Source organism: Sphingomonas sp. PSPC2-2, assembly GCF_049897725.1.
Lineage (GTDB): Bacteria > Pseudomonadota > Alphaproteobacteria > Sphingomonadales > Sphingomonadaceae > Sphingomonas.
This window is the reverse complement of sequence record NZ_JAFCWU010000001.1, coordinates 826595-847221: the sequence shown is the minus strand read 5'-3', so window position 1 is coordinate 847221 and position 20627 is coordinate 826595. Positions and strand designations below refer to the sequence as shown.

Annotated in this window: 19 protein-coding genes and 1 tRNA gene; 7 read left to right on the top strand and 13 right to left on the bottom strand. The window is 64.7% G+C overall.

The features are described 5' to 3' along the window. Positions 1-23: 23 nt before the first annotated feature. From ACP7BY_RS04075 to ACP7BY_RS04060, 4 genes are all read right to left on the bottom strand, one after another. Positions 24-3356 (bottom strand): TonB-dependent receptor, encoded by a 3333-nt coding sequence (locus ACP7BY_RS04075; RefSeq protein WP_126847840.1) that lies wholly within the window; start codon positions 3354-3356, stop codon positions 24-26. Positions 3357-3533: 177 nt separating this feature from the next. Next, positions 3534-5669, bottom strand: coding sequence for an NAD-dependent DNA ligase LigA (ligA, locus tag ACP7BY_RS04070; protein WP_033965576.1), 2136 nt, complete (start codon positions 5667-5669; stop codon positions 3534-3536). Between the two features lie 40 nt (positions 5670-5709). Beyond that, positions 5710-5937: a hypothetical protein gene (locus ACP7BY_RS04065; protein WP_231565191.1), complete on the bottom strand. Its 228-nt coding sequence runs from the start codon at positions 5935-5937 to the stop codon at positions 5710-5712. Positions 5938-5993: 56 nt separating this feature from the next. Then, entirely contained in the window at positions 5994-6200 is a 207-nt protein-coding gene (locus ACP7BY_RS04060) for a cold-shock protein (protein ID WP_010185321.1), read from the bottom strand. Between the two features lie 367 nt (positions 6201-6567). On the opposite strand from ACP7BY_RS04060, the gene ACP7BY_RS04055 reads away from it, so the two are divergent. After that, positions 6568-6885: a hypothetical protein gene (locus ACP7BY_RS04055; protein WP_033965575.1), complete on the top strand. Its 318-nt coding sequence runs from the start codon at positions 6568-6570 to the stop codon at positions 6883-6885. 89 nt (positions 6886-6974) lie between these two features. Here the strand turns inward: ACP7BY_RS04055 and recN are convergent, their stop codons facing one another. Together recN and ACP7BY_RS04045 are read right to left on the bottom strand one after the other, a co-directional pair. Further along, the gene (gene recN / locus ACP7BY_RS04050; protein WP_033965574.1) at positions 6975-8639 is read right to left on the bottom strand and encodes a DNA repair protein RecN; all 1665 of its coding nucleotides are present in this window, start codon (positions 8637-8639) and stop codon (positions 6975-6977) included. A gap of 64 nt (positions 8640-8703) precedes the next feature. Then, entirely contained in the window at positions 8704-9657 is a 954-nt protein-coding gene (locus ACP7BY_RS04045) for an outer membrane protein assembly factor BamD (RefSeq protein WP_033965572.1), read from the bottom strand. A 136-nt stretch (positions 9658-9793) separates the two neighbouring features. On the opposite strand from ACP7BY_RS04045, the gene ACP7BY_RS04040 reads away from it, so the two are divergent. Then, positions 9794-10618, top strand: coding sequence for a class I mannose-6-phosphate isomerase (locus ACP7BY_RS04040; RefSeq protein WP_033965571.1), 825 nt, complete (start codon positions 9794-9796; stop codon positions 10616-10618). A gap of 61 nt (positions 10619-10679) precedes the next feature. Further along, a complete protein-coding gene (locus tag ACP7BY_RS04035; protein ID WP_137902801.1) occupies positions 10680-11852 on the top strand; it encodes a glycosyltransferase in 1173 nt (390 codons plus the stop codon). Here ACP7BY_RS04035 and ACP7BY_RS04030 read toward each other — a convergent pair. Genes ACP7BY_RS04030 through yajC form a run of 5 tightly spaced genes read right to left on the bottom strand, consistent with a single transcriptional unit; the run spans position 11838 to position 16367 of the window. After that, on the bottom strand, positions 11838-13028 hold the full coding sequence (locus ACP7BY_RS04030; protein WP_137902800.1) for a DUF3089 domain-containing protein: 1191 nt from the start codon (positions 13026-13028) through the stop codon (positions 11838-11840). The two genes, ACP7BY_RS04035 and ACP7BY_RS04030, sit on opposite strands and share 15 nt — an antisense overlap. Before the next feature lie 54 nt (positions 13029-13082). Continuing rightward, positions 13083-13463 carry an Mth938-like domain-containing protein gene (locus ACP7BY_RS04025; protein WP_033965569.1) on the bottom strand — a complete coding sequence of 127 codons (381 nt, stop codon included), beginning with the start codon at positions 13461-13463 and terminating at the stop codon, positions 13083-13085. Beyond that, complete coding sequence (gene secF / locus ACP7BY_RS04020) at positions 13463-14416, bottom strand: protein translocase subunit SecF (RefSeq protein ID WP_033965568.1); 954 nt, start codon at positions 14414-14416, stop codon at positions 13463-13465. The genes ACP7BY_RS04025 and secF overlap by 1 nt, the downstream gene beginning before the upstream one ends. A gap of 12 nt (positions 14417-14428) precedes the next feature. Beyond that, the gene (secD, locus tag ACP7BY_RS04015; protein ID WP_033965567.1) at positions 14429-16018 is read right to left on the bottom strand and encodes a protein translocase subunit SecD; all 1590 of its coding nucleotides are present in this window, start codon (positions 16016-16018) and stop codon (positions 14429-14431) included. A 4-nt stretch (positions 16019-16022) separates the two neighbouring features. Then, positions 16023-16367 carry a preprotein translocase subunit YajC gene (yajC, locus tag ACP7BY_RS04010; RefSeq protein WP_033965566.1) on the bottom strand — a complete coding sequence of 115 codons (345 nt, stop codon included), beginning with the start codon at positions 16365-16367 and terminating at the stop codon, positions 16023-16025. 135 nt (positions 16368-16502) lie between these two features. Between yajC and ACP7BY_RS04005 the strand changes: the two genes are divergently transcribed. The 3 genes from ACP7BY_RS04005 (at position 16503) to ACP7BY_RS03995 (ending at position 17671) form a co-directional block, all read left to right on the top strand. Further along, positions 16503-16814, top strand: a complete 312-nt coding sequence (locus ACP7BY_RS04005; protein WP_033965565.1) for a putative quinol monooxygenase — start codon at positions 16503-16505, stop codon at positions 16812-16814. 29 nt (positions 16815-16843) lie between these two features. Continuing rightward, positions 16844-17530 carry a hypothetical protein gene (locus tag ACP7BY_RS04000; RefSeq protein WP_033965564.1) on the top strand — a complete coding sequence of 229 codons (687 nt, stop codon included), beginning with the start codon at positions 16844-16846 and terminating at the stop codon, positions 17528-17530. A gap of 64 nt (positions 17531-17594) precedes the next feature. After that, positions 17595-17671: transfer RNA gene (locus ACP7BY_RS03995), tRNA-Pro, on the top strand. Between the two features lie 37 nt (positions 17672-17708). On the opposite strand, the gene ACP7BY_RS03990 is transcribed toward ACP7BY_RS03995, so the two are convergent. After that, positions 17709-19106, bottom strand: a complete 1398-nt coding sequence (locus ACP7BY_RS03990) for a hypothetical protein (protein WP_231565190.1) — start codon at positions 19104-19106, stop codon at positions 17709-17711. A 201-nt stretch (positions 19107-19307) separates the two neighbouring features. On the opposite strand from ACP7BY_RS03990, the gene ACP7BY_RS03985 reads away from it, so the two are divergent. Next, positions 19308-19931 (top strand): response regulator transcription factor, encoded by a 624-nt coding sequence (locus ACP7BY_RS03985; protein WP_033965563.1) that lies wholly within the window; start codon positions 19308-19310, stop codon positions 19929-19931. Here the strand turns inward: ACP7BY_RS03985 and ACP7BY_RS03980 are convergent. Next, positions 19907-20626, bottom strand: coding sequence for a response regulator transcription factor (locus ACP7BY_RS03980; protein WP_033965562.1), 720 nt, complete (start codon positions 20624-20626; stop codon positions 19907-19909). The genes ACP7BY_RS03985 and ACP7BY_RS03980 overlap by 25 nt on opposite strands. Position 20627: the final 1 nt, after the last annotated feature.

Genomic DNA, 20627 nt, shown 5'->3' with positions numbered 1-20627 from the left:
AACTTTCTTAGGGTAAGAGCGCGTTAGAACTTAAAGCGTGCGCCGACGCGGATGAGGTACAGCGACTGAGCAGTGTTCACCGTTTCGTTCGGCGACTTGAAGCTGCTGTATTGATACTTGGCGCAAGCCCCGGCTGGATTGGTCGCCGACCCGACCACACCCGTGAGTGCAGCTCCCGCCGCGTTGAGGCAGGTTACCTGCACCACCGCCGAAGTGTACGGGAAGCCGGTATAATATTGACCGCCCCAGTTCTTGTTCAACAGGTTGGGCAGATTCTCAATGTCGGCAAACAACGAAATCCGCGAATGGAAGACGTAGGCCGGAAGTTCCTGCTCAAGATGGAGGTCGATACGGGTATTAGCGCGTGCCCGGGCGATGTTCTTAGGAGCAATCTTTCCGCGGAAATTCTTCAACTGCGTATTGTTGATGAGGTTGTCGAGCGCGGTCGCAGTTGTCGTATCATTCGCGGCATAGGTGACCAACGGATCGTTGAGGCCGGTCGGCACGTAGAGCAGGTAACGATCATTGTTCCCGGTGGTGCCGAATACCGACGAGCGACCCGTCGAAGTGTCCTGCATCGAGAAGCTGTAATGCTGTCCGGCGCGCGTTTCACCGAACAGTTGCACGACGGTGCGATAGTCGCCGAAGAAGGCGTGATCGAAGCCGACGCTATACTTGAACTGCCACTTTGTTTCGTTGCTGCTGATGCCGTAGCTGGCGTTGTTCGGATCAATCGAGGCTTGGGCGGCATAAAGCGAGCTTGCCACCGAAGACGTCGCGTTGCTGACGTCCTTCACGTCCTGCCAGGTGTAGCTGCCACCCACCGACAGGCCCCATGCAAAGTCTTTGTTAGCGCGCAGCGTGAAAATGTGGCTGCGACCACGCGACGTGTTGCCGATCTGGATGTCCGTGTTGGTATCGGCGGTTTGGATGCCAGCGCCCGGCGTCGGCAGGAAAGTGTAGCGTGGGCGGCCGTCCGGCAGGGTGCCGACAATCTGCGAGCGCAGATCGGTGAAGGTAACGGCCTGATTGACCTTCGAGAATACATAGTCCGCGCCCAGATCAACCCCGAACAGGCGGTAATCGGCCGAGAGCGTTGCGCGGGTCTGCGAAGGCAAGCGGAAGTCCGGTGCTACCGATGCCGTGGGTGCCGTCAGAAGCGACGCCGTATTGGAGGCGAGGAATGTATTGACTGCGCCCGGGATCGACGACCCCGTAACACCGTTGAGAGCAATCGCGCAGAGTGCAGCATTCGCACCGGTATTATAGGGAGCCGCGCACGTTGCGGTCGCCGTGCTCCCCGCCGCAACCGTTGCACGGTTTACAGTCGAGATACGGTTCTGGATGAAACCGCTGTTGCCGTACGAGTTCGAGAAATAGATGTCGGGCGTACCGCCGCTAAAAATGCCGATGCCACCACGCAGGCTAAGCGACGGAAGCGGCTTGTAGCTAAAGCTTACGCGCGGCTGGAACGCGCCCAGACCGTCAAAATTGTTGGTGTTCGAAAAGCCATAGCGATTGTAGAAATTCGGATTGTTAATAACCTGGCTGCGCGATCCATAGAGATCGTACCGGACGCCATAGGTAAGCCGCAGTTCGGGTGTGACGGACCAATCGTCCTGAAGGCCGAAGGTGTAGACGCCATATTTGAAATTGGACGTCGTGTCGTTCGGGTTCAGCGTCAGTGCGTTCTGATAGTCGAAAGAGCTCGCGTTGCGATTCTGGAAATCGGCGATCGAGTCAAAGTAATAGGAGCCAGCGCTATATTGCAGGAAGGCGTTGGTCGTGCGGTTCTCGGCGTATTCAAACAGGCCCTTGAAATCGTGCTGCCCAGCCTTGAAGCGCAGCAGGAAGGAGCCGTCATAAGTGTCCGTGAACAGAGCGTTGGTCTGACGGCTGATGTCCGGGCCAAGCGCGACAACCGGGTTGCCGCTGCCGCAGGAGGTCGCATTGTCGCCGTTACCAGCAACCGGCGTAAGGACGCTGGTCGGGGCGGTGCAGACGCGGAACTGCGCAAAGCCGCGGCCCAATTCAGGATTCTGGCCACGCGTATAGGCCTTGTAAACGAAACGCGTTTCGGTCGAGACCCGGTCACTCCAATCCGAGTTCAACTGGGCAATACCGGTACGCAGCAGTTCGGTCAGCTTGTAACCGTTCGAGGCGAGACCAAGAGCAGGCGACGTCGTCGATCCGCTGCTGTTTTGAAGGTTGTCCTGCGCATCGTATGCGTTGATGTAAGTAAGCGATAGGCGCTGGCCTTCAGTGACGTTCCAGTCAATTTTACCGACGATTTTCTCGTCGAGGTTGTTCGTAATCGCAAGAACCCCGCCGGCGTCGTAGTTATAAACACTTTTTGCGATCGACTGGACCGAGGCTACCTGCGCGTCGGTCAGATTGGGGACCTGGTTTACCGCTCCGGGGCTGAGTGGGCGGGGGTCAGTGTTCTTTTCATACGAAACCATCACGAACAGCTTGTCCTTGATGATCGGACCCGAGGCCGTAACGCCGTAGGTCTCACTCTTATATTTTGGCAAAGCGACGGGCAGCGCGCCGATTTGATTTCCCTGCAGACCGTCGGTGCTCTGCGAATAGAAACCGTTCAGGTGGTAGGAATTTGTGCCCGACAGCAGGGTCGTGTCGATGACGCCGCCCTGGAAATTGCTCTGGCGGATATCATACGGTGCGATCGAAACCGACACCTGACCGATCGCGTCAAACGGAACCGGGCCTCGCTTGGTGGGGCTGGCATCAGGGTTAAGGCCGAAGTTGTCGCCAACCTGCGCGCCGTTGATGGTGAAGCGGTTGAAGCGGGGATTTACGCCAGCGAAGGATACGGCGCTGCCGCCGCCGCTGCTGCGGTCGAACGTCGCGAAGGGGCTGCGACGTTCGATGTCGCGAATGTCTCGATTGACCGAGGCGACTTTGCTGACGTCGCGTTGGTTGAGGACGGTCTGCGGACCATCCGACGTAATGCCGGCTCGTTTGATTGATTTGGCGGTCACGACGATGTCAGCGCCGCTGTCAGATTTTGCGCCGACCTCGATCGGAAGATCGTAAGGAGCACCAACAACCGTGAAGATTCCGGTGATCTGAGTGTTGCCGGCGGCGCTTGTCACGTCGATCGTATAGGGACCGCCAGCGCGCAGGCCGGATGCCGAAAAGCTGCCAGACGAGTCCGTAGATGCGCGTGAAACGGTGCCCGACGAGGTGTCCGTGACCGTAATCGTTGCATTGTTAACCGGAGCGCCGTTGGCGGTGACCGAGCCGCGGATAATCGCTGTCGTTTCCTGGGCGCTTGCCGCAGCCGGAATCATAAGCGCGGCCACGGCCACGCCAAGAAGAAGATTATGTCGCATGATATTGCCCCTGTGTTCCTGATCGCGGAAAACGCGACTGTCTCGTCGCCTGGCGCCCCCATGCGACTTAAATATTTCGGTTAGATGACAATCACGATTCCGCAAGGTACATGAAGCATTCAGTAATGATGCGTTGCAAAATGGCATCACTGGCGGACTTCGGCGTGGCGATCCCCTTTACCCCGCAGCCGCAACAATCTCCGCCCAACCCGCTTCGTCGATGACGGAAATGCCTAATTCTGCGGCCTTTTTCAGCTTCGAGCCCGCACCCGGCCCGGCCACGACCAGATCGGTCTTGGCGGACACCGAGCCCGACACGCGCGCGCCGAGTGCTTCCGCTTGGGCCTTGGCTTCGTCGCGACTCATCGTCTCCAGGCTGCCGGTGAACACGACCGTCTTGCCGCTAACGGGGGATTCGCGGGTTTCGTGGACGATATCGAGCGGCTCGACCTCGCGCAGCAAGGCGGCAATTACGTCCCGATTGTGTGGTTCTGCAAAGAATTCGATCAAGGCATCGGCGACTTCGGGGCCGATGCCCGCCGTTTCGATCGCGGCGGCGAGCGCCTTGCCACGGCGCACGACGAATTTCAGGTCGGTCTCGCCCAATGCGGGGACAAGCTCGGTGCGGACCGCCAGCACGCGCTCGATCATGTCGGAAAAGGCGGCCATGCTGACATAGCGTCGCGCCAGGTCACGCGCGGTAATCTCCCCGACATGGCGGATGCCGAGCGCGAACAGGAAGCGGTCGAGCCCGATCTTGCGGCGCAGGTCGATCGCGGCGAGCAATTTGTCGACGACCAGCTCCGACATGCGCTCGCGCGTGATCAGCGCCTCGCGATGTTCGTGCAGGCGGAAGATGTCGGCGGGGGAGGCGATCAGGCCGTCGCGGAAGAACTCCTCAATGCGCACCAGCCCGAGGCCGCTAATGTCGAAGGCGTGGCGCGAGACAAAATGAATCAACCGCTCGACGCGCTGCGCCGGGCAGATCAGCCCGCCGGTGCAGCGCACGACAACCTCGCCCTCGCCACGCTCGGCGAGCGAGCCGCATTCGGGGCAGATGGTCGGAAAGACGAAGGCCGGGCGCTCCTCGGCGCGGGTCAGCACTTCGACGATTTGCGGGATGACGTCGCCCGCGCGCTGCAACACGACGCGGTCGCCGACGCGCGCGCCAAGCCGCTCGATCTCGTCGGCATTGTGGAGCGTGGCGTTGGCGACGACGACGCCGCCGACGGTGACGGGTTCCAGCCGCGCTACGGGCGTGAGCGCGCCGGTGCGGCCGACCTGGATATCGATCGCGAGCAAGGTCGTCTCGGCGCGTTCGGCGGGGAATTTGTGCGCGATCGCCCAGCGCGGGGTGCGGCCGACGGTGCCGAGCCGCGCTTGCCAGTCGAGCCGGTCGAGCTTGTAGACCACACCGTCAATATCGAAGGGCAAGTCGGCGCGCAGATGTTCGATGCCGCGATAGACGGCGAGCGCATCCGCAGCGGTCGCGGCAGGAGCGAAGCCTTCCGCCACTGGGAAGCCCCAGGCCTTGATCGCGGCGATCACCGCGCTTTGCGTTTCGCCGGGCACCGCGCTCGCCTCGCCCCAGCCCCAGGCGAAGAAGCGCAAGGGCCGCGTCGCGGTGACGGCGGCGTCCTTCTGGCGCAGCGATCCGGCGGCGGCGTTGCGCGGGTTGGCGAACTGGCGCGCGTCCTTGCCGGTCCCCTCGGCCTCGGCGAGCAGGCGCGCGTTGAGGCCCGCGAAATCGGCCTTGGCCATATACACTTCGCCGCGCACCTCGAAGATCGCCGGCGCGTCGGCCGGGAGGCTTTGCGGAATGTCGGCGATGTGGCGGACATTGGCGGTGACATCCTCGCCCACCTGGCCGTCGCCGCGGGTGAGCGCCTGGACCAGGACGCCGTTTTCGTAGCGCAGCGAACAGGACAGGCCGTCGATCTTAGGCTCGGCGGTGAGTTCCACCGGCGCGTCCTCGGGCAACGCGAGGAAGCGGCGCACGCGGCCGACGAAATCGGCGACATCCTCGTCGGTAAAGGCATTGTCGAGGCTGGTCATCGGCCGCGCATGCGCGACCTTGGCGAGGTGGGCGGCGGGGGCGGCCCCGACCTGAACGCTCGGCGAATCGCTGCGAACGAGATGCGGGAAGGCCGCCTCGATCGCAGCATTGCGGCGCACCAGCGCATCATAGTCCGCGTCGGAAATCTCGGGCGCGTCGTCGGTGTGATACAGGCGGTTGTGGTGCGCGATCAGCTCCGCCAGCCGGGCCAGCTCGGTTGCGGCGGTATCATCGGTCGTGGGGAGGGCAGGGGCCATCCCCCTTCGCTAGCGGAGGACGGGTAGCGGTTTCAATCCGCTAATCGTCTTCGCTGGCGTCCATCTCGGCGAGATGCTTGGCCTCTTCGTTGGTCGAACGGCGCTCGGCGGTCTTTTCCGCGCGGCTGGCCATTTCGTCCCAGGCTTTGGCGGCGCGCAGCCAGCGGCCGCGGACATTGTCGAGGGTGGCCGTAGCCGCGTCGGACTCGGCCTGACGGGCGCGGTCGCGATAGAACAGGGCGGTGGTGTTCGTGGGATATCTCCGCAAATAGGAATGGAAACGAGAAAGCGGGGTGCCCCCTGTTGGCGGCACCCCGTATTGGCTCAGGCTTGCGCCAGCCGCACGGCCGAAACCTTGCCGCGACGGTCTTCTTCCAGCTCGTAGGAAACGCGCTGGTCGCGGTCGAGCGTGGCCATGCCGGCGGCTTCCACCGCGCTGATGTGGACGAAGGCATCGCCACCGCCGCCCTCAGGCGCGATGAAACCATAACCCTTGTCGGCGTTGAAGAACTTAACGGTGCCGATAGCCATACCTAATTCCTTACGTGCCGGTGCCGCGCCGCAGCGTCGGTACCGGATGGGGCCGAGATCGAAGACGGATGCGACGTCCGGCCCCGGCCGACGCATCCGATCGCGACGCATCAGCCGTGCGCGGAAGATCCGCAGCGGACAGGCTGTGCAAGAAAGCGGGAAAGGAGAGCCAAGAGTGCGCATCCGATGCCAGGCAAGCGGGAGCGCGGGACGTCTCTCAGCCGCGCGATGCTTGAGAGCGGACTCGCGCGATAGGACGGCTGTAGCAGGTTGTGCGAGGAATGTCGTGGAGATTGCGCGGCGGCGGATTGTGTCGGTGGCAGATGGCCGTTAGCCTTTCCCGAACATCCCGGCAGAGGGGCCGACCATGATCCTGATGATGTTGGCCCTGGCACAGTCTGCACCTCCAGAGGACGAGCGGTCACATCGCGCGAGTGTCGATTTGCCCGCCGCCTGGCACCCGGCCTCTTGTCCCACCGCAGAGTCCGGCAGCGACATCGTTGTATGCGGCAGGCAAGACGTAGCCGAGAAATTCCGCGCGCGTCCGCTGCCGGAAAAATATGCGGAAGTGGGCGGGCCGGGGATCGGCATCGATCTCGGCAAGGGGGTGCGAGGCAATCTATATGCGGGGCAGGGGCGGACCAATGACAAGGGCATCATGTTTACCGTGACGATGCCGTTTTAACAGCCGATCCGCCGTCGTTCCGTCACCCCGGGATGAACTCGGGGTGACGGATTCGGTGCTGGGTTTGCGGGTTGCCGATACGGATGGCTTTACGCCGTCTCCAACAACCTATCGGCTTGCGCGCGCGCCTCGGGCGTGATCGTCGCGCCCGACAGCATCCGTGCGATTTCCTCGCGGCGGGCCGTGTCGTCGAGCGTCGTCACGCCGGTACGGGTGACGGTCCCGTCATGGCTCTTGGCGATCAGCAGGTGGTGCTGCCCTCGCGCCGCGACTTGCGGGCTATGCGTGACCACCAGCAATTGCGTCGCTTGCGCCAGCCGCGCCAGACGTTCCCCGATGGCACTCGCCACGGCACCGCCGACGCCACGATCGATTTCGTCGAAGATCATCGTCGCGGCCCCGCCTTGATCGGCCAGCGCAACCTTCAGCGCGAGGATGAAGCGCGACAATTCGCCACCCGAGGCGATCTTGACCAATGGCGCGAAGGGCGCGCCGGGGTTGGTCGAAATCTCGAATTCGACGCGGTCCTTGCCCGCCGCCGACCATTGTTCGCCGGGCGCTGGCGCGACGACGGTGCGGAAGCGGGCGGCATCGAGTTTCAGCGGGATCAACTCCCCCTTGACCGCAGCGTCGAGCCGCACTGCGGCGGCGGTGCGCGCCTCGCTCAACGCGGCGGCGGCCCTGTCATAAGTCGCGCGCGCAGCGGCGAGCTTCGCTTCGAGCGCGGCGATGCCTTCTTCCCCGGCATCGAGCGCCTCCAGCTTGGCGGTCAGGTCGTCAGCCAACTCGGCCAGTGCATCGGGTTGGACGCGATGTTTGCGCGCCATGCCGCGCAGTTCGAACAGCCGCGCCTCATCCTCCTCCAGCGCGGCGGGATCGAACCACAGATCGGCCTTGGCCTCGCGCAGTTTCTCCTCGGCGACCGCGCCCTCGATCACCGCGCGATCGACCGCTGCCAAAGCCTCGGCCAGTGCCTCATGATCCTCAGCGATTCGTTCGAGCACGCGCGCCGCCTGGCGGAGTTGCGCAAGGCCACCGTCCGATCCCTCCAGCCAGCTTTCGATCGCGGCGAGATCGGCGGCGATCTTTTCCGAACGCTGCATCGTTCGGCGGCGTTCGGCGAGGGCTTCTTCCTCCCCCGGTTCGGGGGCGAGCGCGCGCAGTTCGGCGACGGCGTGTTCCAGCCACTCACGGTCGCGTGCGGCAGTGTCGATCGTCGCGCGCGCCGTCGCCAGCGCAGCTTCGGCATCGCGCCATGCTTTATAGGCGGTCGCCGTAGCGCCCGCGTCGATCCGTCCGAACGCATCGAGCAAGGCACGGTGCCCGCGCGCGTTGAGCAGCCCACGATCATCGTGCTGGCCGTGGATTTCGACGAGATAGGTTGCGAGCTCGCGCAACAGGCCCGCCGACGCAGGCTGATCGTTGACGAAGGCGCGGCTGCCGCCATCGGCCTTGACGATGCGGCGGATCATCAGCGGCTCGCCGGGATCGACGTCGAAGCCGTTCTCGCCCAGCAGCGCGGCGATCGGCCCGGTGGTGTGGGGCGTATCGAAGGTGGCGGTGACCACGGCTTGCGCGGCACCCTGCCGCACCAGCCCGGCCTCGCCGCGCGCGCCGAGCGCCAGGCCCAGCGCATCGAGCAGGATCGATTTGCCCGCACCGGTCTCACCGGTCAGCACGCCCAGGCCCTGCCCGAAGTGCAGGTCCAGCGCCTCGATCAGCACGACGTCACGGATGGCGAGAGAGATCAGCATGGGTCTGCCGCCCGCTTTACCCGAACAATCGATGTTCCGGTATCGTTCTTTTCGCCGCGCGCGGTCAGCTACCCGGGTTCGGATTGCCTGGGTTGGTCGACGAACCGCCCGAGGTCGGCAAAGCGCGCGCGTCGCGCTTCGGCTCGTGGGTTTTGAGCGGCTTGTCGGGAAGCGATTTGTCGGGCAGCGGCACGATCAACTGGCCCGGCGCGATCGCCGCGACCGCGACGGGCGGGTGTTCCTCCGACAATTTGTAGGCGCGGCTATACCATTGCGTGCCGGGATAATTGGCCCCCAGCACGGCCGCCGCCTTGCGAGCCTCATCGGGCACGCCGAGCGCGAGATAGGTTTCGGTCAGCCGCATCAGCGCCTCGGGTGCGTGCGTGGTCGTCTGATAATCGTCGACCACCTTGCGGAAGCGCATCGTCGCGGCGAGCCATTGGCCGCGCGTTTCGTAGAAGCGACCGATCTCCATTTCCTTGCCGGCCAAATGGTCGCGCACGAGATCGATCTTGAGTCGTGCATCGGCGGCATAGCGCGTGTTGGGGTAGCGGCGCGTCAATTCGCCAAGCGCATCGAGCGCCTGCTGCGTGATCTTCTGGTCGCGCGTGACGTCGCTGATTTGCTCATAATAGCCGAGCGCGACGAGATAATAGGCATAAGCCGCGTCGCGGTTGCCGGGGTGGACCGATATGAAACGCTGTGCGGATTGGATCGAAGCGGTGTAATCATGCGCGAGATAATAGCTGAACGCGCTCATCAACTGTGCACGACGCGCCCATACCGAATAGGGGTGCTGCCGCTCGACCTCGTCAAACAGCGCCGCTGCCAGCTTATATTCCTTATTATCGAGCCGCTGCTTCGCTGCTGTGTACAGCGTGCCGACGTCGCGCGCGACATAGGGTATGTCGCCCTTGGTCCGGTTGCGCGCGCACCCCGTGGAGGTGAGCACGGTCGCGGCGATCAGGCCGACCGCGAGGCTGCGGAAAAGGGGCGAGCGGGTAAGGGGGGTACGCATCGGCGTAAGCCTTAGCCTAACCCCGGATGCGCGAACAATCCTTTTCGACGGCATGCTTGCGACGGCGCGTTTTCAATACGGATCGCTTCGCGCTATCGGAGCGTTGCCATTTTCGGATTCGATTGGAGTACCCCCTGTGACCGCCACCCTGCTTGCCACCAAACGCGTCGAGAAACCCTGGGGTCGCACGCAACTGTGGCCCGGCTTCGCCAATCCGGCACCTGGCGGCGAGAAGATCGGTGAGGTGTGGTTTCAGACGCCGCATGCAGGCGAGCCCGAGCTGCTGATCAAATATCTCTTCACCAGCGAAAAACTGTCGGTGCAGGTTCACCCCGACGATGCGGCAGCGCAGGCGGCGGGCTATCCGCGCGGCAAGGACGAGGCGTGGCTGATCCTGGCAGCCGAACCCGATTCGACGATCGCGCTCGGCACGCTGGAACCGATGACGCACGAGGCGTTGCGCGCGGCGTCACTTGACGGTTCGATCGAGCATCTGCTCGACTGGAAACCGGTAAAGGCGGGCGAATTCTATTATTCGGAAGCGGGGACGATCCACGCGATCGGTGCTGGCATCACTGTGATCGAGGTGCAGCAGAATGTCGATCTGACGTATCGCCTGTACGATTATGGCAGCGACCGCGAACTGCATCTGGATGCGGGCGTGGCGGTATCCAACCCCGTGCCGTTCGTGCCGCTGCCGACCCCTGCACCGGACGGCCGCGACCATCAGGTGCTGGCCGAAGGGCCGAAATTCGTGGTCGAGCGCTTTGCGGCCGGTCACCGCGTAATCGATTTGCCCGAGGGCGTGACGGCGTGGCTGGTGCCGGTCGCCGGTGCCGGTGTCGTCGATGGCGTTGCGTGGCAAGCGGGCGAGTGTCTGACGCTGTCCGGTCGCTGTGAAATTGCGGCGGAGGTCGGAAGCGACTTGCTGCTGGCGTATCCCGGCGACAAACGCATTTAAACCGGCCCCTCCCTGAAAGCCGGGGAGGGAAACGGTAAGTGTTTCGCGCTACATCGCACCGATGCTGCGCGTACTGACCCTTTCGACGCTGTTTCCCGATGCGTCGCGGCCCAATTTCGGCGTGTTTGTCGAACGGCAGACGCTTGGGCTGGCGGCGCATCCAGGGGTCGATCTGCGCGTGGTGGCACCGCTGGGGATACCGCCTTGGCCGCTTGCGCGGCACGGGCATTATGCCCCGCTCGCGGCCTTGCCCGAGCGCGAGACGTGGAAGGGCCTCGACATCCGCCGCCCGCGCTTTCTCGCGCTGCCCGGCACCGGCGGGCGGTTTCATGCGGGTTCACTGGTGCGACGGCTGGTCCCCCTGCTCACCGCGCTCCGCCGCGATTTCGCGTTCGACGTGATCGATGCGGAGTTCTTTTTCCCCGATGGTCCGGCTGCGGTCGCGCTGGGGCGGCATTTCGGCGTGCCGGTGTCGATCAAGGCGCGCGGGGCGGACATCCATCATTGGGGGCGCGCGCCCGCGACCGCCGCGCAGGTGATCGCGGCGGGGCAGGCGGCCGACGGGCTGCTCGCCGTGTCGCAGGCAATGCGCCACGACATGGCCGTGCTCGGCCTGCCTGAAGCGGGGATTCGGGTGCACCATACCGGCGTCGATCTCGATCGTTTCGGGGCCCGCGACCGCGCTGCGGCCAAGGCGGCTTACGGCGTCGCCGGGCCGCTGGTCGTCTCGCTCGGCGCGCTCATCCCGCGCAAAGGGCATGACATCGTCGTGTCGGCAATGGCGTCGCTGCCAGCCGCGACGCTGTTGATCGCGGGCGAGGGCCCCGCACGCGCCGCGCTCACCGCGCAGATTGCGACGCTTGGCCTGACGGATCGCGTGCGGCTATTGGGTAGTGTCCGGCACGACGACCTTCCCGCCTTGCTCGGCGCAGCCGACGTGATGGCGCTGGCATCGGCATCGGAGGGGCTCGCCAATGCCTGGGTCGAGGCACTGGCCTGCGGTACGCCGATTGTGATTACCGGCGCGGGCGGGGCGGCGGAGGTGGTGACCGAGCGCGCCTTCGGGCGCATCACCGAACGCAGCGCGTCCGCTTTTGCAGAAGCGATCGGCGATGTGCTCGCCAATCCGCCGAGCGCGCAGGATGTCCGCCGAGGCGCGGAGCGTTTCACCTGGGCGGCCAATACTGCCGCGCTCTACGATCATCTGGCCGGGCTGGTTTCAGCCCGCCGGTGACGGCGGTTGCTTGGCCAGCCACGCCTTGGCCTGCAGGTTGCTCAGCTCGACCAGATTGCCCATCACCACCGGCATGTCGATCAAGTGCAGGCCCCAGTCGCGGAGCGTCATCCCGCCATAAACGATGTCGCCGACGATCGTGCCGGTGCGTTTGTCGGTCGGCTGGGCGTGGATCGTCAGCGCCAGATAATGGGCCTTGCCCGAGCTGGCGCAGGCGGTGCTGAGCAGGCCCGGCACCTTGACGAACGGCGTGGTGACGGGCGCGCCATCGGTCGTCCACGGCCCCATCGGCAAGCTGCTCATGCCAGCGCCCTTTGCGCCGAGATAGGCGTCGGTGGTGGCACCGCCGGTGAGCGCCGCCGGATCGACGCAGGCCGCGACCATGCCGGGCTCGCTGACGATGCCGAAATGGCTGTTGGCGGGCGGCGGCGCATCGGCGCGGAAGGTGACGTAGCTGACAACGCAGCCGACATCCTTGGCGGTGTGGCAGAGCGGGGTCGATTGCAGATCGCCGCCGACGTCCTTGCCCTCCGGCACCGCGACCGTGGTGCCCGGAATCAGCACCGAGATGATCTGCTGCTGCACCGGTGTGCCCTCGATCGCCTTGGCGACCAGGCTCTTCAGGATCCCCGCGCCCTGGCTATGGCCAATCAGCACGACGCCGCGCCCGTGATTGTCGTAGGCGAGATACTCCTCCCACGCTGCCTTGACGTCGTGATAGGCCATCGCCCGGTCCGACGTGTCGGGCTTGCCGATCAGCTTCGCGCGGAGCGCCGCGATCGTGACCTGGCGATAGAGCGGCGCGAACACGCGGCAATATTTGGCGAAGCGCCCGGCCTGGAAAGCGGCGACCGAATCCTCCTCGGGTCCTGCCACCATGTCGCTATTGGGCGTCGGATCGTTGGAGACCGTTGGGTAGACGTAGAAGCAGTCGAATTTCGGGTCGCTGGTCGCGGAAAACTTCTCGGTGCTGCGCGATCCATCGGCCTTGATGACCGTGGCGTCCTGATTGGCGTCGCACGGATCGACCTTGCCGGGTCGGCACAGCCAGCTTTCGGGTTTGCCGTAATCGGGGGCGGCAGCGGGTGCGGGCGGTGTGTCGGCGGTTTGCGCGCTGGCAAAAACGGGGGTGGTGGCGGCCAGAGCGGCGGCGGCCAGATATACTCTCATCGTCATAACGCGACTCTCCCCAAGCGTTTTCCGAAGAGGATAACGCCGCCTGCGCGCGCGTCAAAGCGGATAGAGCGCGCCTGCGACCTGACGGCCCTCGCCGCGCAGCACGGCCCACGCCCGCGCGGCGGCGCGACTGTCCATCGCCTCGACCCCGACCCCTTGCGCCTCCAGCGCGCGGACGAAGGCGGGCGACGGACGCTGCATGGTGGCTCCGGTCCCGAGCAGCAGAAATTCCGGCCGCGGATCGATCGCCAGCAACGGCGAGACCGCCTCTGCGGTCAGCGCCTCAAGCGCGGGCGGGGCCCATTCGTCCGACCCGTCGGGCCAGATCAGCAGCGCGCGATAGACACCGCGAAACGCGTCGGCCTCGACCTTGAACCCGCCTTGCGAGAAGCCGGTGATGATCGGGCCGACTCCTCGCTCGCGTTCGATCCGCATCAGCGCGCCTTGGGCGTTCCGCCGACCGGGGCATCGTCCAGCTTGGGATCGGGGCGCAGGCCGAGCGAGATGAGCAGTGACGATGACACGTAGATCGACGAATAGGTGCCGACGAAAATGCCGAGGATCATCGCCGAGGTGAAGCCGCGCAGCACATGGCCACCGAAGATGAGCAGGGCAAAGAGCGCGAGAAGGATGGTGACCGAGGTCATAACGGTGCGTGGCAGCGTTTCGTTGACCGACAGATCGACGATCGCCGACATGTCCATCTTGCGATAGCGGCGCATGTTTTCGCGGATACGGTCGTCGATCACGATCTTGTCGTTGATCGAATAGCCGATGATCGTCAGCACGGCGGCGACGATATTGAGGTCGAACTCAAACCAGGTCAGCGCGAAGAAGCCAAGTGTCATCAGCACGTCGTGGACGATGGCGACGACGGTCGATACGCCGAACTGCCATTCGAAACGCAGGATCGCGAACAGGCCGATGCCGATCACCGCGAGCACGACCGCGAGGATGCCCTTGCCGATCAGCTCGCCCGATACCTTGCCACCGACGACGTCCTGCTTGGAAAATTTCGCGTCGGGAAATTGCTTGGTCACCGCCGCCTGGACCTGGGCCACGATGCGGTTCGCGGCACCCTCGTCGGTGCTGTGCGGGGGGGGCAGCTTGATCGAGATGGTCTTGCCGTCGGTGCCGACGCTTTGCAGGCGGACTTCGCCCAGGTTCAGCCGGTCGACCGTGGTGCGGAGCGTGTCGAGCGAGGGCGGTGTATCGAACTTTTCCTCGATCATCAGACCGCCGACGAAATCGACGCCGAGATTGAGGCCGCGCGCGACGACCAGACCAACGGCGGCGATCGACAACAATAGCGTCAGCCCGAACGCCCATTTGCGCAGCGAGACGAACGGGAGGTTGGTGTTATCGGGAACGAGTTTCAGCAGGCGCATATGTCTGGCCGATCAAATATTGATTTCGGTCGGGCGATTCTTGCGAATCCACAACACGACCAGCATCCGCGTGAAGGTGACGGCGGTGAACACCGACGTGACGATGCCGATCAGCAGCACGACCGCGAACCCCTTGACCGGGCCCGAGCCGAGCAACAGCATGATCAGGCCCGAAATCGCATGGGTTGCGTTCGCCTCGAAGATCGTGCGGCTCGCTTCCTTGTATCCCAGTTCGACCGACTGGATCACGCTGCGGCCGCGGCGGCGTTCCTCGCGGATGCGCTCGTTGATCAGCACGTTCGCGTCGACTGCGGTGCCGATCGTCAGCACGAAGCCGGCAATGCCCGGCAGCGTCAGCGTGCCGTTGAGCAACGCCAGCACGCCCATGATGACCATCACGTTGATGACCACGGCGTAGTCGGCATAGAAACCGAAGCGACCGTAAGTGACGATCATGAACACCACGACCAGCGCGACAGCGATGCTCGACGCCAGGATGCCGGCGTGGATCGAGTCGGTGCCGAGATCCGAACCGACGCTATGCTCCTCGATCACCTTCAGCGTGATCGGCAATTTGCCCGAGCTGAGCGCGATCGCCAGGTTGTTGGCGGATTCGACGGTGAAGCGGCCTTCGATATAGCCCGAGCCACCCAGAATTGGCGTGTTGATGCGCGGCGCGGAAATCACCTGGCCATCGACGATCACGGCGAAGGCCTTGCCCGTATTGTCCTGCGTGATCCGTGCGAAGATGCGACCGCCATCCGAATTGAAACCGAAATTGACGATCGGCTCGGTCGAATCCTGCTTGAAGCCCTGGCTTGCGCTCAGCAACTGGTCGCCGGTCAGGATCGCCTTGCGCTTGACCAGGATCTTTGCCTGCGGTCCGCCTTCGGGATACGGCAGTACCTGGCTGCCTGCGGGGACGATCCCGCCCGGCACATAGGGCGTGTCGTCGACCATCTTGAATTCGAGCTTGGCGGTCTTGCCGAGCAAATCCTTCAGCGCCTTGGGGTCCTTCAACCCCGGCACCTGCACCACGATGCGGTCGGTGCCCTGGCGGACGATGGTCGGCTCCTTGGTGCCGAGCTTGTCGATACGCGTGCGCACCACATCGGTGGCGGTTGCCATCGCATCGTTGACGGCCTGTGTGATGCCGGCCTGGGTCGGCGTCATCACGATGCGCTGTCCGTCGATGACGCTCAGATCCCAGTCGCGCTGCCCGGTCATCCCCGCGCCGCCGATATGCTTGTTCAGCAATTCGCGCGCGGCATCGAGCTGGCGGACGTCGCGCAGCAGGAAGCTCAGCTTGCCGCCGTCGGTCGCGATGTCGCCGATCTGGATCGGCGGCGTCGCGCTGTTCATGTCGTTGAGGATTTCCTCGCGCTTCGCCTCGAGCCGGTTCTTGACCAGTTCCTTGGTGTCGGCCTCAAGCAGCAAATAGCTGCCGCCCGCCAGATCGAGACCGAGGTTGACCTTCGGGTGGGGGAAGCGCCCCCAGCTATTGGTCACCGAGTCGGGCAGGAAACTGGGGATCGCCAACGCCATCAGGCAAGCGAGCAGGCCCAGGATCGAAGCGACCTTCCAGCGCGGGAAATCCAGCATCGGATCAGTCGTTCGCGGGCTTGGCGGTGCCGAGCGGGGTCACCTCGGCCAGCGTCGCCTTGACGACCTTGATCTTCAGCGTCGGCGCGATCTCGACCTCGACCACCTTGTCCTCGACCTTGGTCACCTTGCCGAGCACGCCGCCCGCGGTGATGACCGAATCGCCCTTCTTGACCGCGTTGATCGCGGCGGCCTGCGCCTTGGCGCGGGCTTGCTGCGGGCGCAGGATGAGGAAGTAGAACACGACGAACACGAGCAGCAACGGCGCGAAGCTGACGATCATCGGGAGAAAGCCATCGGGCTGCGCAGCGGCACCGGCGGTCTGGGCGAAGGCGGGGGTGGCGAACATGGGCTACCTTGGTAAAGCTGGACCCGCCTGCGCATCTTGGCATGCGGGGATGGCGAGATCTTGCGACCTCGTTACAAGCGGCGGGCGCTATCATCTAGTGTGCGTTCACGCAACATGCGGGTTGGAGACAGACATATGACGATCATCGTAATGGGCCATATCAAGACCGTACCGGGCGATCTGGCAAAGATGACCGAGTTGCTCGCGGCACATGTCGAAAAGGTCCGCGCAGAAGAGGGCTGTGAACTCTACGCCTTCGCCGTCGATGTCGCCGATCCAGACCTGTTGCATATTTCCGAACGCTGGGCCTCGGTCGAGGCGCTGGGCGCGCATGGCGAGGCACCGCACCAGACGGCCTTCGGTCGCGCGCTCGGTGATTTCGGAATCGTTGATTTCAGCGTGAAGGCATGGGACGGCACGTTCTGGAGGACGCTGCGCGGAGAATAGCGCGCCCCGCCGCGCGAGGGAGGATTGCCATGAGACTGTTCCTGGCTGCTACCGTTCTGGTATCGACACCGTTCGCAACACCGGCCTTCGCGCAAGCGCCCAACGGGCGCGAGGCGCTGACTCAGATGGCGTTTTTCGCGCGGGACAAGGCGGTGGCGCTGGCGCAGATCGCCAGCGTCGAAGCGGCGGCGCGGGTGACGCTGGCGCGTGCGCCGACCGATGCCGAGGCGCTGATGACGCTGGCAATGGCGACGAGCTATCGCGCCAAGCTCACCCGCAACCGCGCCGACGCGCTGTCCGCGCGCGATCAGTTCGAGGCGATCGTCCGCCGCAACCCGCGCGATGCCGAGGCGCAGGCGGCATGTGGCGCGTGGCACCTCAATGCCGTCGTGTCGCTCGGCACGCTGATGGCGCGCGGTGCGCTGGGCGCGCGCAAGGCCGACGGCCTTGAGTCGCTCGACCGCGCGATCGCGCTTGGCGGCGACCGCGCGCTGTTCCCCGCGCTGGAAGGGCTGCTGCGACTCGCCATCGACGGCACCGATGCCGGGGCCGCCGCTTTGCTCGCGCGCGCCGCGAAGGGCAGCACGCCGACTCCGCTGGACCGAATCCTGCAGCGCCACGCCGTGCAACTGGCGGTGGTGGTGCAGGGCGGGGACGCCAAATTGATCCAGGCGCTGGCCAAACGCCTGCTGCCGCTCGGCCAGATCAAGCAATAACGGGTGTTCACGCGGAAGTGGCTTGCATCGCGGCGCGCGCCAGCCTAGACGCGCCTCCCTCGGTCGGGGCGTAGCGCAGCCTGGTAGCGCATCACACTGGGGGTGTGGGGGTCGCAGGTTCGAATCCTGTCGCCCCGACCAGAGATTCCTCCCTTGCAAAGCGGTTGCCCAGTGCTCGTTAGAGCCGCGCCACCACCCCGCCCAGCACCACCACCACCAACGGCACGCCCGCCAGCACCCACCGCCAGCGCGGTAGCGCGCGTACGTCGGCGCGGGGGAGCGTCAGCGCGGCGGCGATGCCGATGGCGGCGATTGTCCATAGATGGTAGCGCACTTCGGACGCCACGCTCAGCGGCAGATAGTTGAAGCCGTACAGCACCGCCGACCAGGCCATCGCCGCCGCTGGGTCGAGTGTCCGCACCGCTGGCCGTAGCACCAGCAGGCCGACCCCGAGCGCGAGCCAGCAGATCGGCCAGCCGAACGGCGTTCGCAGCAACGCCTGCGCCGCCGTCGCCACCGCATCGCGCGCGGCATTGGGGGCGAGCGTGAAGCCCCACGGATTGGGATCCGACGCAAGCGACAACCCCGGCAAATCGGCATCGTGAACGAGGAACCGCGAATTGCTGTTGAAATGCGCGAGGCGATGCTCGGCATAAGCCAGCGGATGTGCCAGCACGGCCTTCGCCCACCAGGCATAAGGGCCGTGCCCGGCCCTGAGCGGGGTGCGCAGCGTGGTGAAGCCGATCGCGCACGGATCGGCTCCCCACCAGGCATAGCGATCCCACGATACCGGTGTGTAGCATTGGGCATTGACCGCAACCGGGTCGTCGACCTCGACCGCTGGAAACATGGCGGCACCGCTGAAGCGCCCGATCCCGCCGAGATCGTAAATAACCAGCGACAGCTCGACCCCGCTGCGCTCGGCGTGGAGCGCGGCATTGGCGAGCGGCAGTGCCAGGGCCAGCGGGATTGCGGCGAGCACGCTGGTCATGGCCAGGCGCGGCAGCGACCGTCGCCAGGTCGCTGGGGCCGTCAGCACGAGCAGCGGCAGGCATGCAGGCACGGCGTTGAAGCGCAGCGTCGCCGCTGCCACCAGCACGATCGCGGCGATGCTCCTGCCCCAGCGCTCGCCCGGTCGTGCGGCCGCAATCAGGCCGCTTGCCAGCAGCAGCGCACCGGCGAACAGGCTGTCTTTCAATACCGTGCCGATCAGCACCAACATTACGGGTGACAAGGCCAGCACGGCGATAACCAGCGCAGCACGGCGGTGATCGCGCCGTGTTGCACGCAGCCACAATGCGGTTCCGCTCCAATACAGGGCAAGCTGGAGCACGAGCATCGGTGCCGGGCCGGAGCCGAACACCCGAAATTGCCGCCACAGCCAGCTCATGGCGGGCGGATGCCAATCGTCATATCGACCGCTAAGGGCCTGACCGTATTGCCGAATTGCGTCCCAGGTGAGGATCCCCGGCCAGAAGAGCAGGCCGTGCGCTACGGCGACGAGCAAGACGACCGTAAACGCCAGGGCGATCGACCGCTGGTCGCGGGTACGCCATCGTGTTGAAAGGCCGCTCACTGGCAACGGCTACCATAGCAGCAAATAAATTTCATCCGTCGTCAATCCGTAATATGCGGACTGACGTACTATTAAAAATTACGCTAACATCGTTTGAATGTCTTGAAGTTCCGTAGTATTTTTCGACGGCAGAGGTCGTCTGCCGGTGCGGTGCGGGTTAGCGGCCGCCGCGAAAGGCGATGAAGCAGGGGGAGACAGAGCTTGGCTCGAACGATCTTGATCGCGGATGATCATCCGATGTGTGCCACCGCCTTGGGAATGGCCGCCCAGCAAGTCGAGCCCGAAATCGCTATCGACCAGGTCGGGACGATTTCCGACGCAACTGCTTTGGCGCAGGAGCGCAAATTCGACCTGATCCTCCTCGATCTTGGTTTGCCGGATGTACAGGGTTTGGCCGGTTTGCTGATGTTGCGGCGCTTGCAGCCGCACGCGAGAATCGCAATCGTCACCAGCAGCGATCAGCCCGCCTTGATGCGGCGCGCGGCGCAGGAAGGGGCCAGTGGCTTTATTCCCAAAAGCGAGCCGATGTCCGCGATGGTAAAGGCGATCGCGGCATTGCTGTCGGGCGAAACCTCGTTTCCCCCGGAAATGCTGGAAGGTAGCGATCCGGTCGAGACGCCGTCGTTGATTGGAGAATTGTCGCCGGCGCAATTCCGCGTGCTGCGCGCCGCCGCCGATGGCAGCCAGAACAAGCAAATCGCGTATGAGCTGGGCATCGCCGAAACCACCGTGAAGACGCATTTCGCGCAGATTTTCAAGAAACTGCGCGTCACCAACAGGACGCAGGCGATCTTGGCGCTTCAGGCGCTAGACGTCGCTGCGTGACGGCGCGCCTGGTCGATTGCGGCGACGGTCGCAGTCGCGCACGCGACAATCGGGCCTCCGCTGCGTTCGGTCTCCTGCTCGATCGCGCGGCACTGCTGGGCGAGATCGAGCGCGCCAATCCCGTCTGCCGCGCCGCGGAGCGCATGGGCCTGGGTGACCGCGCGCCGAAAGTCCTCTTCGGCTAGCAGTGTGGCGATCCGGTTGGCGCGCTCGACAATGTCGGTCGCCATCATCGCGAGGAGCGTGTCGGCCTGGGCATAGCCGACGGCAGCGCGCAAATCCGCCAGGCGCGCCATGTCGATCAGCGATGCGCCATCGGTGGGCGGCGGTGGGGTCGCCAGCAACTGTTCGATCTTGTCGATCAACGCGCCCGGATTGAAGGGTTTGCGGACATAGTCATTGGCACCCGCCTCCATGGCGAGCTTCGCATGCCATTCGCTGCGCCGCGCCGTCAGGATCAACACCGGCAACGTCTGGAACATCGCGGACTGGCGGATTTCGCGGAGAATGGCGAGGCCGGTCTTGCCTGGCAAAGCGCAATCCAGAATCGCCAGATCGGGGCCGCATTCCCACAACACGTCCACCGCATCATCCCCGTCGCGGACTGCGACCACCGTGTGGCCGAGCGGTGCCAGCGTACGGGCAACGATGGCGCATAGCAGCTCGTCATCGTCGACCATGACAATCGTCGCCATC

Coding starts and splice junctions, on each gene's coding strand:
- ligA (WP_033965576.1), bottom strand. CDS start 5,669: ATGGCCCCTGCCCTCCCCACGACCGATGATACCGCCGCAACCGAGCTG.
- ACP7BY_RS04030 (WP_137902800.1), bottom strand. CDS start 13,028: ATGACGATGAGAGTATATCTGGCCGCCGCCGCTCTGGCCGCCACCACC.
- ACP7BY_RS04055 (WP_033965575.1), top strand. CDS start 6,568: ATGATCCTGATGATGTTGGCCCTGGCACAGTCTGCACCTCCAGAGGAC.
- ACP7BY_RS04060 (WP_010185321.1), bottom strand. CDS start 6,200: ATGGCTATCGGCACCGTTAAGTTCTTCAACGCCGACAAGGGTTATGGT.
- ACP7BY_RS04075 (WP_126847840.1), bottom strand. CDS start 3,356: ATGCGACATAATCTTCTTCTTGGCGTGGCCGTGGCCGCGCTTATGATT.
- ACP7BY_RS04035 (WP_137902801.1), top strand. CDS start 10,680: ATGCTGCGCGTACTGACCCTTTCGACGCTGTTTCCCGATGCGTCGCGG.
- ACP7BY_RS04000 (WP_033965564.1), top strand. CDS start 16,844: ATGAGACTGTTCCTGGCTGCTACCGTTCTGGTATCGACACCGTTCGCA.
- ACP7BY_RS04005 (WP_033965565.1), top strand. CDS start 16,503: ATGACGATCATCGTAATGGGCCATATCAAGACCGTACCGGGCGATCTG.
- secD (WP_033965567.1), bottom strand. CDS start 16,018: ATGCTGGATTTCCCGCGCTGGAAGGTCGCTTCGATCCTGGGCCTGCTC.
- ACP7BY_RS03980 (WP_033965562.1), bottom strand. CDS start 20,626: ATGGCGACGATTGTCATGGTCGACGATGACGAGCTGCTATGCGCCATC.
- recN (WP_033965574.1), bottom strand. CDS start 8,639: ATGCTGATCTCTCTCGCCATCCGTGACGTCGTGCTGATCGAGGCGCTG.
- ACP7BY_RS04045 (WP_033965572.1), bottom strand. CDS start 9,657: ATGCGTACCCCCCTTACCCGCTCGCCCCTTTTCCGCAGCCTCGCGGTC.
- secF (WP_033965568.1), bottom strand. CDS start 14,416: ATGCGCCTGCTGAAACTCGTTCCCGATAACACCAACCTCCCGTTCGTC.
- yajC (WP_033965566.1), bottom strand. CDS start 16,367: ATGTTCGCCACCCCCGCCTTCGCCCAGACCGCCGGTGCCGCTGCGCAG.
- ACP7BY_RS04025 (WP_033965569.1), bottom strand. CDS start 13,463: ATGCGGATCGAACGCGAGCGAGGAGTCGGCCCGATCATCACCGGCTTC.